General features: G+C 63.7%; 13 protein-coding genes and 1 riboswitch. Of the genes, 5 read left to right on the top strand and 8 right to left on the bottom strand.

All coding sequences use genetic code 11. The features are described from left to right. Window positions 1–144 precede the first annotated feature (144 nt). Together ACMDCM_RS08005 and ACMDCM_RS08000 are read right to left on the bottom strand one after the other, a co-directional pair. On the bottom strand, window positions 145–1086 hold the full coding sequence (locus ACMDCM_RS08005) for a JmjC domain-containing protein (RefSeq protein ID WP_412773067.1): 942 nt from the start codon (window positions 1084–1086) through the stop codon (window positions 145–147). Further along, the gene (locus ACMDCM_RS08000) at window positions 1083–2309 is read right to left on the bottom strand and encodes a GNAT family N-acetyltransferase (RefSeq protein ID WP_412773066.1); all 1227 of its coding nucleotides are present in this window, start codon (window positions 2307–2309) and stop codon (window positions 1083–1085) included. The genes ACMDCM_RS08005 and ACMDCM_RS08000 overlap by 4 nt, the downstream gene beginning before the upstream one ends. A 356-nt stretch (window positions 2310–2665) precedes the next feature. Between ACMDCM_RS08000 and ACMDCM_RS07995 the strand changes: the two genes are divergently transcribed. Together ACMDCM_RS07995 and ACMDCM_RS07990 are read left to right on the top strand one after the other, a co-directional pair. Beyond that, window positions 2666–2920 carry a hypothetical protein gene (locus ACMDCM_RS07995; RefSeq protein ID WP_412773065.1) on the top strand — a complete coding sequence of 85 codons (255 nt, stop codon included), beginning with the start codon at window positions 2666–2668 and terminating at the stop codon, window positions 2918–2920. 36 nt (window positions 2921–2956) lie between these two features. Next, window positions 2957–3235, top strand: a complete 279-nt coding sequence (locus tag ACMDCM_RS07990) for a hypothetical protein (protein ID WP_412773064.1) — start codon at window positions 2957–2959, stop codon at window positions 3233–3235. Window positions 3236–3579: 344 nt separating this feature from the next. Here the strand turns inward: ACMDCM_RS07990 and ACMDCM_RS07985 are convergent, their stop codons facing one another. Further along, window positions 3580–3759 (bottom strand): hypothetical protein, encoded by a 180-nt coding sequence (locus ACMDCM_RS07985; RefSeq protein ID WP_412773063.1) that lies wholly within the window; start codon window positions 3757–3759, stop codon window positions 3580–3582. 409 nt (window positions 3760–4168) lie between these two features. Between ACMDCM_RS07985 and ACMDCM_RS07980 the strand changes: the two genes are divergently transcribed. Then, the gene (locus tag ACMDCM_RS07980; protein WP_412773062.1) at window positions 4169–4627 is read left to right on the top strand and encodes a hypothetical protein; all 459 of its coding nucleotides are present in this window, start codon (window positions 4169–4171) and stop codon (window positions 4625–4627) included. Window positions 4628–4976: 349 nt separating this feature from the next. Here ACMDCM_RS07980 and ACMDCM_RS07975 read toward each other — a convergent pair whose 3' ends face one another. Continuing rightward, window positions 4977–5147 (bottom strand): hypothetical protein, encoded by a 171-nt coding sequence (locus tag ACMDCM_RS07975; protein WP_412773061.1) that lies wholly within the window; start codon window positions 5145–5147, stop codon window positions 4977–4979. A 564-nt stretch (window positions 5148–5711) separates the two neighbouring features. Next, on the bottom strand, window positions 5712–5843 hold the full coding sequence (locus ACMDCM_RS07970) for a hypothetical protein (RefSeq protein ID WP_412773060.1): 132 nt from the start codon (window positions 5841–5843) through the stop codon (window positions 5712–5714). A 256-nt stretch (window positions 5844–6099) separates the two neighbouring features. Between ACMDCM_RS07970 and recA the strand changes: the two genes are divergently transcribed. Beyond that, window positions 6100–7188, top strand: a complete 1089-nt coding sequence (gene recA / locus ACMDCM_RS07965) for a recombinase RecA (RefSeq protein ID WP_412773059.1) — start codon at window positions 6100–6102, stop codon at window positions 7186–7188. Window positions 7189–7534: 346 nt separating this feature from the next. Here the strand turns inward: recA and gcvP are convergent, their stop codons facing one another. The 3 genes from gcvP to gcvT all read right to left on the bottom strand — a co-directional run bounded on the left by gcvP (window position 7535) and on the right by gcvT (window position 12022). Next, window positions 7535–10411 (bottom strand): aminomethyl-transferring glycine dehydrogenase, encoded by a 2877-nt coding sequence (gene gcvP, locus ACMDCM_RS07960; protein ID WP_412773058.1) that lies wholly within the window; start codon window positions 10409–10411, stop codon window positions 7535–7537. A gap of 72 nt (window positions 10412–10483) precedes the next feature. Then, complete coding sequence (gcvH, locus tag ACMDCM_RS07955) at window positions 10484–10849, bottom strand: glycine cleavage system protein GcvH (protein ID WP_412773057.1); 366 nt, start codon at window positions 10847–10849, stop codon at window positions 10484–10486. A gap of 9 nt (window positions 10850–10858) precedes the next feature. Then, window positions 10859–12022, bottom strand: a complete 1164-nt coding sequence (gene gcvT, locus ACMDCM_RS07950) for a glycine cleavage system aminomethyltransferase GcvT (protein WP_412773056.1) — start codon at window positions 12020–12022, stop codon at window positions 10859–10861. A gap of 131 nt (window positions 12023–12153) precedes the next feature. Then, window positions 12154–12258: riboswitch (glycine riboswitch) on the bottom strand. 257 nt (window positions 12259–12515) lie between these two features. Here gcvT and alaS point away from each other — a divergent pair. Next, window positions 12516–15194 (top strand): alanine--tRNA ligase, encoded by a 2679-nt coding sequence (gene alaS / locus ACMDCM_RS07945; RefSeq protein ID WP_412773055.1) that lies wholly within the window; start codon window positions 12516–12518, stop codon window positions 15192–15194. Window positions 15195–15199: the final 5 nt, after the last annotated feature.

Raw genomic sequence — 15199 nt, 5'->3', positions numbered from 1 at the left:
CTATAGCGTTTTCAAGCGAAGCATGTCCTCGGGCGGAATAGCTAGGGCGTTTTCAAGCGAAGTGGCTACCGGTTCGCGTAAAGAAAACGCGTCAAATCAAAATCATAGAGCCCCGCTTCTGATTCCATCAGAAGCGGAAAGGCTCTAGGCGTCTTTGAGATAATAGTTCGCCCGCTTGCCGAGCGCGATGCGGCGCAGGATCCGCCGCATCGTCATCGAGCCGCGCAGCGGCCTGACCGCCGCAGTGCCCGCGCGATAGAACGCCAGCTTGGCCGCGTCGAACGCGGGTTGCACACCCGGCGGCTTTTGCGGCCAGCCGATGCCGCGCAGCATCGAATTGAAAAAATGCAAATCGTTGAAGCGGCGCACCTCGCGCGTTTTCCAGGTGATCGCCATCGAGATCGAGTGCGACCCGGCTGTGCGCACCCAATGCGGCCACTGGTAAGGCACGAAGCAGCCGTCGCCGCCGAACATGTGGAATTCGATGCCGCGCGGCGCGAAGCTCGCGTCGAATTTCAGGTTGCGGTGTTTCGTCATCGAACGCTCGATCTCGTGGTCGGAGACGAGGCTGCGGTCGCTGTTGTCGTAGATCGTGAAGAACTTTTCGCCGTGGATCTGGACGAAAAAATTGTCCTCGCTATCGAGATGGAACGGCGTGGTCGAATTCGGCGACGAGACAAACAGGAAGCCCTCGATCTGCTCGAATCCGGCGGCGCGCAGGCTGTCGAAGCCGCGGGCGCGCGCGACCGAAAGCAGCGCATCCTCGATCAGGCGACGATACTCCGGCGCGTTCTCCACGCGCTTCAACACCATCCAGGCGCCGGCGGTCTCGATCCGCTTCACCACCTCGATCGGATCGAGGTCGATCGCGGGAATCGCATCGGGGTCCTGGCTGATCGCCACCTTGCCGGAATTGTACTCGATCAGGTCGCGCGGCAGCTCGGCAGCCAGTTGCGCGATGCGCGGCAGCGTCAGCAGCGGATGTCCCGCAAGAGCGTGCCGGATCGCGAACGGCTTGAGCGGGAAGTCGCGTCGCAGCGCATCGTCGGCCGCGGTGATGACCGGCGCCGGTTCGGAGACGCTCATGTGTTTCTTTCCCGACGCTTGCGGATGATATGGGCGACGCGGCGCGCGGATTCGCGTATCGATTGGCGCAGGGCCAGCGCCGCCCTAGCGAGCGGAACGACGTGACTGCGGCGGCGAAGCGGGATCAGCACATCGCCGATCGCAAGCCGGCCGCGCCAGATCGGATTTATCATCGGATGATCCGGGGCGGCCGTCGAGTCAGCCGTCGCAATTGTCGTGTCGGCGCAAAGATGCCGCGTGAGGTCGAGCGTCAACTGCACGCCGGGCGAAAACTTTGCGAAATTCTCATCCACGCCAAGCTTGAAATAGAATGCGCGATCCTGATGGCGCAACACGATGGCTGCGGCCACTGGCGTCGTGCCCGCGCGCAGGGTCACGATTTCACATTGGCCTCGCTCGGCCAGCGACGGGCCCGCGCGGCGGATGAAGGCCGCATCCCCGTCGTGCTGGAGCAACGCGGTGCCCCGTTTCCCTTTCCAGCCGCTGGCTTCCAGTTCAAGGAACGTTTCGAGCGCCGGCACGACATCGCCGGGCGCGCGCGCGACCTGAAACGAAACCTCGCCTTGCTCCGCAAGGCGATTGCGCTGCCGGCGCAGCTCTTTCAGCTTCTTGACGCCGAGCGCGTCGCGCAGCAGGTCGTCGGCGTCCTGCGTCGCGTCGAGACAGGCTCGCACTTGGGTCTGTAGCAGATGCGGCCTGATGCCGTCGTGGTCCAGCGCCGCGGTGAGCGCTTTCATGGCGGCGCCGTCGAGCGCGACGTTGCGCAGGATCAGCGCGTGCCGGCCGATGGCGCGAGCCTTGCGCAACAGCATGGCGGCGGCTTCATTCGGAAAGTCACGATCGAGCAGCGGAGTGCTCAGCGTTCCATAGGGATCGGCGCTGACCAGAACGGGAAGCGGAATCCGGTAGGCTCTCCAGGCGGAGATGACCGGAATCAGGCCGATGAGCGCGCCGGCATCGGGGTTGGCGGATGACACGTCGGCGCGTGCCGTCAGCGCGGAGGCATTGGTCCGGTCGCGCGCCGTTGCGTCGAGCGGCAATTCCCAGTCGGCGAGATTATAGGCATTGGGCTCGACCGCGCGGTCGGCAAGCGTTCGCCATTGGTCGATGCTGATCGACGCGAGCGCTGAGGCGTCACATCGTGTTGCGGTCTGGGGGGTGCGCGCCGCGAACCCTCGCGCAGACGAGCGGCGCACCGGAGCCCAATTGACAATATCGACCATGTCCCCAACCCCCATGCACGGATTGCGAGATCACGCGCGCGTCGCCGCGCCGTGATCTTGCTTCCGGCAGACGCTAGGGGAAACCTTCGAAGATAATATTGGCGCCGACGCTTAATATACGCATCGGCATTTACCGGGTGTTTACCAAGCCAGGACCGACGACAATGGCCGCCGGACGGGCTTGAGCGGGGGGACCTCGCATCGCACGTCACGGTCCGAACGGCGGGAAGCGCTGCTCCGGCGACCCGTCAAAACGGCAACCCGAATATTTTTGGGTTCGCTCAATGGTTTGCGATCCGCGGTTGCCTTAATGTTGCAACCGGCCTGGCGTACCGCTCTCGCAGAGGAAGGGACCAATGAAGCGGGCTGCATTTGCGTTCACGGTCGGTGCTGCGATAACGATGGTCATGGCGCCGATGACGCCCGCCGACGCCCAGATGGGGAGCGGTCATCATCGCCGCGGTGACGGCGGCGATCGGAAGCCGGCCAAGAAAACGAAGGTGAACCAGAAGGCTTACAACGAAGCGCTCAAGACGATCCCCGATTCCAAGGAGAAATTTGATCCCTGGGGGAGTCTCGGCGTTTCATCCGCCGAAAAGAAACCGAAGTAGCGATCGGTCGGCGGGCACTGGCAGGAGGGAATTTCGATGGAGGTTCTGCGCGCATCCGTGCTGATGGCGGCATTATTGTCGGGGCCGGCCCTTGCACAGTCGCCGCATTTCAACCTGCTCGCCGACGGCCCCGGCAAGACGCAGGAAGAGATCGCGAAACAGCAGGCGACCGAAAAAGCCTACAAGGATACGTTGCGGAAGATTCCAGACGCGACGACATCCAATGATCCCTGGGGCAGCGTGCGAAACCGGGAGCCCAAGGCCGGCGCCAAAAACAGGCCGAAGTCCAGGATAGGGGTCGCGGGCGGTACATAGCCGTTCGAAGAGCGGCTTCGCTTCTGCTCGCCCATATGCCGCGCACTGGGAAGATTGATCGATTGCCGGTCGAATCCGGCAAGGATGGGCAATTGCGACACGCTTTCGAGCAGTTGAATCAGGCTCCAGCGACTTTCCGCTTCAGATCTGCCGGGCTCGAACGTAACCGTTCTCCAAACAACAACGTCACCTGAGCGGAATATGATCGCCCGGTGACGTTGTGCCTAGACTGGGCAGTGCAATCCCCCAGCCCATTCTCTGTCGTCGCACCGCGCAAAAGGTTCAAGCAGATCTCGTAGAGGTAGCTGAAATATCCTAAATCTTGGCCGGTATATGGATGAAAGCTACTGTGCTGCGGTCCAGATCGCGTAGGGAATTTCCCGTCCGGTGGTCTTGTCGAGTTTCACGCCTACGTCCAGAACGCCGTCGGGGGACCGGATTTCATAATCCCAGGTCAGTCCGCCGCCGACGAGATCGATTTCGTCCGTCGTGAGGTCGCGAATGCCGGCGATCGGTTGGGTCATGTCGGTCTCCCGTCGGTGCGGCGGTAAAGGTTTCCGCAATGTCCGGGCAGATGTAACGGCCGTCTTCCTGTTGCGGCGTGATTCGGATCACGTTGTCAGTGCGCCACGGTCCATCGCCCCGGGGTCGCCGCAGGCGCACTGATTCGCGATTCAACCTGAAAGTTTTGATTAAGATTCTGCGCCCATTCTAAGAAAACTTGTTCTGCGTACCGGGGAGAAACATCATGCTGACCACCGAACCTGGTTTGGCCCGGAATTTCCTCAATATCGCGTTCGCCGGTTTCGGCGTGCTCGTCACGGTGCTGATTGCGGTGGCGCTGGGCTGAAACTCCTGCAAGATACTCACGGGCCGGCCAATGACAGGGATATTTGTCAGGGCAGGGCAGCTCAAGCGACCGGAGCGAGCGACGTGGGTAACAGCAGCGGCATGGATAAGGGATTGCTGGCCCTGATCCAGAACGTGCTGGGCACGCGCCCTAACGCGTTGCCGTCTCAGCCCGATCTGCCTGAAGACGATCCCTTCGCTCTGTCCGAATCGCCGGGGGACAAAACCCGGCCGACGCGGGAGCCGCCCGGTGGCCCGTCTTCGGATGCCGTCTCCGTGATGACGCCGGATCAACCGGCGGAAAGCAACGACCGCTGCAAAACCGCGGACGAACTGGCGGATATCATTCTGAAGGCGTTGCAAACGCTCGAGGGCGCGCCCGCAAGGGGATTGGTGGTGACCGTCTACGGCGGAAATCCATGGAACGCGATGCTGACGATCAAGCCGGAGGCCGGACCGATCGCCAATCCAGACTTGTGGCGGGGACGCGTTCGGGACATGGCTGCACGGTTACGTCAGGATTTCGACCTGGCGGAGACGTGACGGCCGGACGAAGCAGGGCGGTCTGAAAAGTGGTGCGTCGTCCGGTTAAGGCCGCGACCAATAACCGTCGATCGCGTGGGCCAGGAAAATGCCGACACTCATAATTCCAAACACGGCGGTGATCGTTTCCAGCATCGTACGTACTCATCCTGCTACCCAGCGACTGCCAGAAAAATCAAAACGCGTCGCACAGTCAAAAGGATTCTATCCCGGCATCCGACTCCCTGCCGGAATGATGATTCCGGGCAACACTGTTGCTGGCCGAGCGCATGTTTGGGGCAGGAGTGTCCCGCATAAACCAGAGACTGCCCCTTGAGGCGATCTCTGGCGGTTCTGCCGAAAGGGGCGATCAGACGTAGACGATGACCGGTTCGGGATCGACCGGAATCGTCGGGCCGGTCGAGGGCGGAAACGGAAGCAGCGGACCTTTGCCGACATGCAGGGACAATCCGCCGGCAACGTCGTCGATCTCGCGCGCATTCAGTTCGCGCACGTCGCGGTTACAGTTCTGACGGGTCATGGTGTTCTCCTCATTTTATTTATCGGGTCTGATAGGTGCCGAGCACCGGCCTGACGAAGATACCCTTCATGTCCCGTCCGCCGGCCGGCGTGGCGGCGAGACGAAGGTTTTCCGGCAGTTCGAACGCGCCGCCCGAGACGGCGGCAAGTTCGATCTCCTGACGTTCGTGAGACGGAGGTTATGCGGCCGGGCGTGCGGTTACTGTGAGCTGGATCACCCTGGAAGGCAGGCAACCGTTTCACGTCCCTTTCGGGAGGAGGATTTTTTGCGAATACTGGAACGACAAGATCATCAGCAAGTCTAGGGTCCTAGAACCTTTCGCTTCTGGTAGAATCAGAAATTGGAGATAAAGCTTTGATCTAGAGCATGATCCCGAAAAGTGGAAACCGGTTTTCGGAAAAGATCATGCTCAAACAAAAAGATAAGCGACGAGTCTGATTCAACGCAGTTGAAACAGACTCTAAAGTGTCTTATTCGCGCGAATTCGCTTCGCTCGAAAACGTTTATAGCGCGGGTTTCGGATTTGACATTCGAATCGTGAAATCGGGCAAAAATGGAAACGCCCTATATGCCGAACGACTGGCTGAGGGCTCTTGCCAATGAAAAGCCGGCGCGGGTCAATGTCCCGTTGTTGTAGTTCTGGTCCCACTGATTGACCACGAACAGCACGATCGCGAGCATGAAAATCGTTTTCATGACGGTAGATTGGCACCAGAACCTTAAGATCATATTAGGAGAATCGCGGGGAGGAGGGAGAAGAAATCGGCTTCTCTCTTGCCCATGCGCAACGGCTTAAGACGGATTACGACACTTGGCTCGGCAACTTAGGCACACAAAGGGGTCAAGAACATATTGCGAACTTAGAACAAAGAGGGTACATTGGTGTCACCTGATCACCCGCGACACCATTCGTTGTCCCCCTCGCGAATCCCGTTCATAAGGAGCCCGGCCTATGTCCCAAGCTGCCCTGCGTATCGTCGAAGGATCCTCCATGGATAAGTCCAAGGCCCTGTCCGCCGCGCTGTCTCAGATCGAGCGCCAGTTCGGCAAGGGCTCGGTGATGAAGCTCGGCAAGAACGACAAGTCGATGGACGTCGAGGTGATTTCCTCGGGTTCGCTGGGGCTCGATATCGCGCTCGGCGTCGGCGGCCTGCCCAAGGGACGCATCGTGGAGGTCTACGGGCCGGAGTCCTCGGGCAAGACCACGCTGGCGCTGCATGCGGTCGCCGAGGCGCAAAAAAAGGGCGGCATCTGCGCCTTCATCGACGCCGAGCACGCGCTCGATCCGGTCTACGCCCGCAAGCTCGGCGTCAATGTCGACGACCTCCTGATCTCGCAGCCCGATCACGGCGAGCAGGCGCTGGAAATCGCCGATACGCTGGTGCGCTCCGGCGCGGTGGATGTGCTGATCATCGATTCGGTCGCGGCGCTGGTGCCGCGCGCCGAACTCGAGGGCGAGATGGGCGACGCGCTGCCCGGATTGCAGGCGCGGCTGATGAGTCAGGCGCTGCGCAAGCTCACCGCCTCGATCAACAAGTCCAACACCATGGTGATCTTCATCAACCAGATCCGCATGAAGATCGGGGTGATGTACGGCTCTCCGGAAACCACCACCGGCGGCAACGCACTGAAATTCTATGCCTCCGTGCGCCTCGACATCCGCCGCATCGGCGCGATCAAGGAGCGCGACGAGGTCGTCGGCAACCAGACCCGCGTCAAGGTGGTGAAGAACAAGCTGGCGCCGCCTTTCAAGCAGGTCGAGTTCGACATCATGTACGGCGAGGGCGTCTCCAAGATGGGGGAAATCCTCGATCTCGGTGTCAAGGCGGGTATCGTCGAAAAATCCGGTGCCTGGTTCTCCTATGACAGCCAGCGCATGGGGCAGGGACGCGAGAACGCGAAGGCGTTTTTGCGGGCCAATCCCGACATCACCGCCAAGATCGAAATGGCGATCCGGCAGAACTCGGGCCTGATCGCCGAGCAGATTCTGGCCGGCAGCCCCGAGCGCGACGCGGATGACGAGGAGTCATCGGAGGACTGAAGGTCGAAGGGAGCGAGCATCACTTTCGAGACGCGGGCCTTGTCGGCTCGGGTTCGGTGCGATCCGCGAAGACGGGAATCCTTTGCGGAAGCCTCTATCGCGCCTCTCGGAAAGCAGACGGGCGCTGTGGATGTTGAGTTGCCGACATCCCCAGCGTCCGTTTGTGTTTTTGACGACCTTGCCCCGCCCGGCGACGTTGTATTTCATTGTATTTCATTCCGTCATGCCCGTGCTTGTCACGGGCATCCACGTCTTGCTTGCCGGCTCCAGAGAAGACGTGGATGACCGGAACAAGTCCGGCCATGACGAGAAAAATTAAGCGCCAGGCTTCTCGCAGGAGCGAACCTCACTCCGCGGCTTGCGCGTAGTCTTCCATGGGCGGGCAGGAGCAGACCAGATTGCGGTCGCCATAGGCATTGTCGACCCGCCCGACCGGCGGCCAGTATTTGTCCGAGCGCGAGGTGCCGGCCGGGAAACAGCCCTCGGCGCGACTGTAGGGTCGCGACCAGTTATCGGCCGCGATGTCATGCACGGTATGCGGCGCGTGGCGCAGCGGCGAGGCCTCGACGCTCCAGCGTCCGGCCTCGATCTCCGCAATCTCGTGGCGGATCGCGATCATGGCGTCGCAGAACCGGTCGAGTTCCGCCTTCGATTCGGATTCGGTCGGCTCGATCATCAGCGTCCCCGGCACCGGAAAGCTCATGGTCGGGGCATGGAAGCCGTAGTCGATCAGCCGCTTGGCGATATCGTCGACGGTGACGCCGGTCTTGGCCTTCAGCGCGCGCGGATCGATGATGCACTCGTGCGCGACGCGCCCCTTCACGTTGCGGTAAAGCACCGGAAAGTGCGGATCGAGCCGCTGCGCGACATAATTGGCGTTGAGGATCGCGACTTCGGTGGCCCGCGTGAGGCCCTCGCCTCCCATCGTCAGGATGTAGATATAGGAGATGGTCAGGATCGAGGCCGAGCCGAACGGCGCCGCCGAGACCGGTCCGGCCGCGGACGGCTTTGCGCCGTCGGTCGCGGGATGGCCGGGAAGGAAGGGCGCAAGGTGCGCTTTCACGCCGATCGGACCCATGCCCGGTCCGCCGCCGCCGTGCGGAATGCAGAAGGTCTTGTGCAGGTTGAGGTGGCTGACGTCGGCGCCGTAATCGCCGGGTCGCGCCAGTCCGACCTGCGCGTTCAGGTTGGCGCCGTCGAGATAGACCTGGCCGCCATGGCCGTGCACGATGTCGCAGATCTCGCGGATGCGCTCCTCGAACACGCCGTGCGTCGAAGGGTAGGTGATCATGATCGCGGCGAGCCGGTCGGCATGCTGCGCCGCCTTGGCCTTGAGATCCCCGACGTCGACGTCGCCGCGTTCGTCGCACGCCACCACCACGACCTCCATGCCGGCCATGTTCGCGGAGGCCGGATTGGTGCCGTGCGCGGAGGAGGGGATCAGGCACACCGTGCGGTGCGCCTCGCCGCGCGACGCGTGATAGGAGCGGATCGCCAGAAGCCCGGCGTATTCGCCCTGGGCGCCGGAATTCGGCTGCAGCGACACCGCATCGTAGCCGGTGATGTCGAGCAGCCATTGCTCGAATTGTTCGAACAGCGCGTAATAACCCTCCGCCTGCTCGGGTGGCGCGAACGGGTGCAGGCACGCGAACGTCGGCCACGTCAGCGGAATCATTTCGGTGGTGGCGTTGAGCTTCATCGTGCAGGAGCCGAGCGGGATCATCGCGCGGTCGAGCGCGAGGTCGCGGTCGCTGAGCTTTCGCATGTAGCGCAGCATTTCGGTTTCAGAACGGTGCGCGTGAAACACCGGATGAGTCAGGTAGGCCGTTTTGCGCCCGAGATCGGCGGGCAGCAGGTCGGGGGCATGCGTTTCGACGTCTGCGTAGGATAGCGCGCCGCCGAACGCACGCCACACCGCTTCGACAATCTCCGGCAGGGTGAGTTCGTCGAGCGCGATGCCGAGCGTGCCGTCGGCGTTGATCCGCAGGTTGATGCCCTGGCTGAGCGCGCGGGTGACGATCTCGTCTTGCCGGTCGTCGGCCCTCACGGTCAGGGTATCGAAGGCTGCATCGTTGAGCGGCGCGAAGCCGAGTCTCGTCAGGCCCGCCGCCAGCGTGGCGGTGCGGCGATGCACGGTGCGCGCGATCTGCGCCAGCCCTTCGGGACCGTGATAGACCGCGTACATCGACGAGAGCACCGCCAGCAGCACCTGCGCTGTGCAGATATTGGAGGTGGCTTTCTCGCGGCGGATGTGCTGCTCGCGGGTTTGTAGCGCGAGGCGATAGGCCGGCGCTCCGTGCGAGTCCACCGAAAGGCCGACGATGCGGCCGGGCAAGAGCCGCTTCAGCGCGTCGCGCACCGCCATGTAGGCTGCGTGCGGCCCTCCATAGCCCATCGGCACGCCGAAGCGTTGCGCCGATCCGACGGCGATGTCGGCGCCCAGTTCGCCGGGCGAGGCGAGGAGCGTCAACGCCAGGGGATCGGCGGCGACCACCGCGAGACCGCCTTTGGCCTTGATCGCGGCTATCGCCGGACGCAGGTCGCGCACCGCGCCCGACGTGCCAGGATATTGCAGCACCGCGCCGAACACGTCGGCCTTGTCGAGATCGCGCAGCGGATCGCCGGCGACGAGCGTCCAGCCGAGCGGTTCCGCGCGGGTGCGCAGCACCGCCAGCGTCTGCGGATGCACCTCGTGATCGACGAAGAACGTTTTCGTTTTCACCGCCGACGCGCGCTCGGCCAGCGCCATCGCTTCCGCCACCGCCGTTGCTTCATCCAGCAGCGAGGCATTGGCGACGTCGAGCCCGGTAAGGTCGCAGATCATGGTCTGGAAATTGAACAGCGCTTCCAGCCGTCCCTGGCTGATTTCCGCCTGATAGGGCGTGTACGCCGTGTACCACGCGGGGTTTTCCAGGATGTTGCGCTGGATCACCGTCGGCAGGATCGTGCCGGAATAACCTTGCCCGATCAGCGACGTGAAAGCCTGGTTTCCCGCGGCGAGAGTCCGCATGTGCTCCAGCGCTTCGGTTTCGCTCAAGCCTTCGCGAAGGCCATCGCCGAGATCGAGCGGCGCGCTCCGCCGGATCGCAGGGGGCAGCGCCTCGTCCATCAGCGCGGCGAGGCTCTTCGCTCCGACGGTTTCAAGCATCGTCGCGATGTCGCGTGACGATGGCCCGATATGGCGGCGCGCGAAAGTCGTGGCGGGCTCTTCACGGACGGTCATCGAAATGCTCCTCGATGCAAAGTTGAATACCTGCGTCATGGCCGGGTTTTGCCGGGCATGACGAAAAAACGGTCAAGCTGTATGCGCCTTGTAGGCGGCCTCATCCATCAGACCACCGAGTTCGCTCTTGTCGGCGATTCTGAGCTTGAAAAGCCACGCCTTGCCGTCAGCGTCGGAATTGATCAGCGCCGGATCCGCGCCGAGCGCGTCGTTGACCTCGAGAACCTCACCGGTGATCGGTGCGTAAACGTCGGAGGCCGCCTTGACCGACTCGACCACGGCCGCGGCTTCGGCCTTCTTCAACTGTCGTCCGACCTTCGGCAGCTCGACGAACACGATGTCGCCAAGCTGCGACTGCGCGTAGTTGGTGATGCCGATGGTCGCCGTATCGCCCTCGATGCGAAGCCATTCGTGGTCGGTGGTAAACAAAACGGTCATGGAAAATCCTCAGCGCCTGTAATTGTGGGGAACGAAAGGCATCGCGGACACCCGCAGCGGCAGCCGTTGTCCGCGAACGTCTGCAAAGACCAGACCGCCGACGGCAGCGTGCGGGGTCGGCAGATAACCCATTGCGACCGGCGCGTTCAGGCTCGGCCCGAAGCCGCCTGACGTCACGACCCCGATCGGATCGGCGGAATTCGCATCGGCAAACAATCGTGCGCCTTCGCGCACCGGCGCACGGCCTTCCGGCAGAAGTCCGACGCGGCGGCGGGCCGCGCCCTGCTCGAACTGGGAAAGGATCACGTCGGCGCCGGGGAAACCGCCCGCGCGCGCGCCGCCGCGACGCCGGCTTTTTTGCACCGACCATTCCAGCGCGGCTTCGACCGGCGTTGTCGTGGTGTCGATGTCATGGCCGTAAAGGCAGAGGCCGGCCTCGAGCCGCAGGCTGTCGCGGGCGCCGAGGCCGATCGGCATCACGTCCGGATCGTCGAGCAACGCCGATGCCAGCGCCTCGGCATGTCGCGCGGGGATCGAGATCTCGAAGCCGTCTTCGCCGGTATAGCCGGAGCGCGAGACGAAGCAGTCGATGGTCTTTCCGCCTATGACGGCCGGGCGTGGCCCGGCTTCCATGAAGCGCATCGCCGGCGCTTCAGGACAGACCTTGCCCAGCACGGATGCCGCTTTGGGGCCCTGCAGCGCGACCAGCGCGCGATCGGCCAGCACGTCGATGGAGCAGGTCTCGGCGAGATGCTTGCGCAGATGCGCGGCATCGGCGTCCTTGCAGGCGGCATTGACCACCAGGAACAGGTGGTCGCCGAAATTGGCCGCCATCAGGTCGTCGAGCAGGCCGCCGGCCGCATTGGTCAACAGCGCGTAGCGCTGCCGCCCCGGCGCGACCGACACGATATCCTGCGGCACCAGTCGCTCCAGTGCGAGCGCGGCGTCCCCGACCTTGCCGGATCTGGGCCGTAGCGCGATCTGGCCCATATGCGAGACGTCGAACAGGCCCGCTCCGGCACGGACGTGGAGGTGTTCCTTCAGCACGCCGGATGCGTATTGCACCGGCATCTCATAGCCGGCGAACGGCACCATCCTGCCGCCGCGCGCCAGATGCAGCGCGTGCAGGGGCGTTCTTTGCAGGGTCGGCGCTTCGGAAACGTGCGTCGCCATCGGGGTCCTTGCGGTTAAAAGGGACGATTCCCTGAAAACCCGTTAGAGACCCCATCTGTCGCTGTGCCTGAGAGTATTATCCCGTCGGCGGACCCCTGACCGCACACGGTCGAGGCCTCTTTCCAGATGTAACCAGTCGCGCGGTCCGTTTGCCTGAGAGTTTCCGGGGCGGTTGCTCCTTCGGCGCCAGCCGGCTCCCGTTCAGGAAGCGGCCGGTCTCTCCCGACGCGACTTACAAGCAGATATGAGGAAAACACGGCTTCGACAAGACTGTCAACGCACTGCAACATCTTTCAACGGATGTTATTTGGACCGGCCAAGCCCCTGATCCTCCTGCACACTTTCTGGACAGCCCGGCTACCCCCGTCTAAAAGCGGTCGCTGGACAAAATGCGACTGTTAACTTGCGCGTATTCCCGACCGCGAAACCGGTATCCACATTTGCGGAATGCGCGCCCAGGGCCGCGAGCCCCTAATTGACGCGATGGAACACAATGAGCGGCGTTAACGACATCAGGTCGGCCTTTCTGAACTACTTCGCGGCCCAGGGCCACGAGATCGTGCCCTCGTCGCCGCTGGTTCCGCGCAACGATCCGACGCTGATGTTCACCAATGCGGGCATGGTGCAGTTCAAGAACGTTTTCACGGGCGTCGAGAAGCGGCCCTATCGGCGCGCCACCACCTCGCAGAAATGCGTGCGCGCCGGCGGCAAGCACAACGATCTCGACAATGTCGGCTACACCGCGCGCCATCACACCTTCTTCGAGATGCTCGGCAACTTCTCGTTCGGCGACTACTTCAAGGATCGCGCCATCGAGCTGGCATGGAAGCTGGTGACCGAGGAGTTCGGCCTGCCGAAGGACAGGCTGACCGCCACGGTCTACATCGACGACGACGAGGCGTTCGCCCTCTGGAAGAAGATCGCGGGCCTGCCGGACTCGCGCATCATCCGCATCGCGGGCGCTGACAATTTCTGGCAGATGGGCGACACCGGCCCTTGCGGTCCGTGCTCGGAGATCTTCTACGATCACGGCGACAAGATTCCCGGCGGCCCCCCGGGATCGCCGGACGAGGAGGGCGACCGCTTCGTCGAGATCTGGAATCTCGTGTTCATGCAATACGAGAAGCTGCCGGACGGCAGCCGTCTCGATCTGCCCAAGCCCTCGATCGACACCGGCGCGGGGCTTGAGCGCGTCGCCGCCGTGCTTCAGGGCAAGCACGACAACTACGATATCGACCTGTTCGTCGCGCTGATCCGCGCCGCAGCCGAGCTGACCGGCGCCGACCCGCGCGGTCCGATGAAGGCGTCGCTGCGCGTGATCGCCGATCACCTGCGCGCCTCCTCGTTCCTGATCGCCGACGGGGTGCTGCCCTCGAACGAAGGCCGCGGCTATGTGCTGCGCCGGATCATGCGGCGCGCCATGCGCCACGCGCAACTGCTCGGCGCCAGGGAGCCGCTGATGTGGCGGCTGGTCGGCGCGCTGGTGCGCGAGATGGGCGAAGCCTATCCCGAATTGCAGCGCGCGCGGGCCCTGATCGAGGAAACGCTGCGGCTGGAGGAGACGCGCTTCCGCAAGACGCTGGAGCGCGGGCTGTCTATTTTGGATGAGAAAAGCGCGTCGCTGAAGACGGGCGACATGTTCGACGGCGAGACCGCGTTCACGCTGTACGACACCTACGGCTTCCCGCTTGATTTGACCCAGGACGCGTTGCGTGCGCGCGGCATCGGCGTCGATCTGGCGTCGTTCACCGATGCGATGGAACGGCAGAAGGCCAAGGCGCGGGCGTCGTGGTCGGGCTCGGGCGAGGCGGCGACCGAGGCGGTCTGGTTTCCGCTGCGCGAAAAACTCGGCGCGACGGAATTTCTCGGCTACGGGACCGAAACCGCGGAAGGCGTCGTCGCCGCGCTGGTGAAGGACGGCAGGGAAGTCGATGACCTCAAGGCCGGCGAGAGCGGCGCCGTCGTTCTGAACCAGACGCCGTTCTACGGCGAGTCCGGTGGCCAGGTCGGCGACACCGGCGTTCTGAGCGGCGAGGGCGTTCGCGTCCGCGTCACCGACACGCAGAAAAAAGCGGGCGATCTGTTCGTGCATCTCGGAACCGTCGAGCAGGGTACGCTCGCGCCAGGAATGGCGCTGGCGCTGGAGGTCGATCACGCAAGGCGCTCCGCGATCCGCGCCAACCATTCCGCGACGCATCTGCTGCACGAGGCGCTGCGACAGGTGCTCGGCGATCATATCGCGCAGCGCGGCTCGCTGGTCGCGCCCGAGCGGCTGCGCTTCGATTTCGCCCACAACAAGCCGATCAGTGCGGACGAGCTGCGCCGCATCGAGGACATCGCCAATGACGTCGTGCTGGAAAACGGCGAGGTGACGACGCGGCTGATGGCGGTGGACGACGCGCGCGAGGCGGGCGCGCGGGCGCTGTTCGGCGAGAAGTACGGCGACGAGGTTCGCGTGGTGTCGATGGGCGGCACCGGCCGGCAGGGCGCTGCGAGCAACACGCTCGGCTGGTCGGTCGAGCTTTGCGGCGGCACCCATGTGAAACGCACCGGCGATATCGGCCTGATCTCGGTGACCGGCGAAAGCGCGGTGGCCTCGGGCGTGCGCCGGATCGAGGCGCTGACCGGGCATCATGCGCGCCGTCACGCCAACGACGCCATCCAGCTTGCGAAGACCGCCGCAGGCGAATTGCGCACCACGCTCGACGACATGCCGGCGCGGATCGCCTCGCTGATGGAGGAGCGCAAGAAGCTCGAGCGCGAACTGTCCGAGGCGCGCAAGAAACTCGCCATGGGAGGCGGGGCCGCGAGCGCATCCTCCGGCGCGGCGGCGGGCGTGCGCGACGTCGGCGGCATCAAGCTGATGGCGCGTTCGGTCGAGGGCATCGAGATCAAGGATCTCAAGAACCTCGCCGATCAGGGCAAGAAGCAGATCGGCTCGGGCGTCGTCGCGCTGGTCGCGACCAGCGGCGACGGCAAGGCGAGCGTCGTGGTCGGCGTGACGCCCGATCTGGTGACGCGCTTCTCGGCGGTCGATCTCGTGCGCAAGGCGTCCGAGGTGCTCGGCGGCAAGGGCGGCGGCGGCAAGCCGGACATGGCGCAGGCCGGCGGTCCCGACGGCGCCAAGGCGGGCGCGGCTTTGGACGCCATCGCGGCGGCGATGGGCGGTTAGAGCCT

Source organism: Nitrobacter sp. (genome assembly GCF_047149785.1).
Lineage (GTDB): Bacteria > Pseudomonadota > Alphaproteobacteria > Rhizobiales > Xanthobacteraceae > Nitrobacter.
Note: the sequence above shows the minus strand (reverse complement) of the source record. Positions and strands in the feature narration are given on the sequence as shown.

What these genes read in the sequence shown, in the direction of transcription:
- ACMDCM_RS08005 (WP_412773067.1), bottom strand. Translation starts at nt 1,086, where the DNA reads ATGAGCGTCTCCGAACCGGCGCCGGTCATCACCGCGGCCGACGATGCG.
- ACMDCM_RS08000 (WP_412773066.1), bottom strand. Translation starts at nt 2,309, where the DNA reads ATGGTCGATATTGTCAATTGGGCTCCGGTGCGCCGCTCGTCTGCGCGA.
- ACMDCM_RS07995 (WP_412773065.1), top strand. Translation starts at nt 2,666, where the DNA reads ATGAAGCGGGCTGCATTTGCGTTCACGGTCGGTGCTGCGATAACGATG.
- ACMDCM_RS07990 (WP_412773064.1), top strand. Translation starts at nt 2,957, where the DNA reads ATGGAGGTTCTGCGCGCATCCGTGCTGATGGCGGCATTATTGTCGGGG.
- ACMDCM_RS07985 (WP_412773063.1), bottom strand. Translation starts at nt 3,759, where the DNA reads ATGACCCAACCGATCGCCGGCATTCGCGACCTCACGACGGACGAAATC.
- ACMDCM_RS07975 (WP_412773061.1), bottom strand. Translation starts at nt 5,147, where the DNA reads ATGACCCGTCAGAACTGTAACCGCGACGTGCGCGAACTGAATGCGCGC.
- ACMDCM_RS07970 (WP_412773060.1), bottom strand. Translation starts at nt 5,843, where the DNA reads ATGAAAACGATTTTCATGCTCGCGATCGTGCTGTTCGTGGTCAATCAG.
- recA (WP_412773059.1), top strand. Translation starts at nt 6,100, where the DNA reads ATGTCCCAAGCTGCCCTGCGTATCGTCGAAGGATCCTCCATGGATAAG.
- gcvP (WP_412773058.1), bottom strand. Translation starts at nt 10,411, where the DNA reads ATGACCGTCCGTGAAGAGCCCGCCACGACTTTCGCGCGCCGCCATATC.
- gcvH (WP_412773057.1), bottom strand. Translation starts at nt 10,849, where the DNA reads ATGACCGTTTTGTTTACCACCGACCACGAATGGCTTCGCATCGAGGGC.
- gcvT (WP_412773056.1), bottom strand. Translation starts at nt 12,022, where the DNA reads ATGGCGACGCACGTTTCCGAAGCGCCGACCCTGCAAAGAACGCCCCTG.
- alaS (WP_412773055.1), top strand. Translation starts at nt 12,516, where the DNA reads ATGAGCGGCGTTAACGACATCAGGTCGGCCTTTCTGAACTACTTCGCG.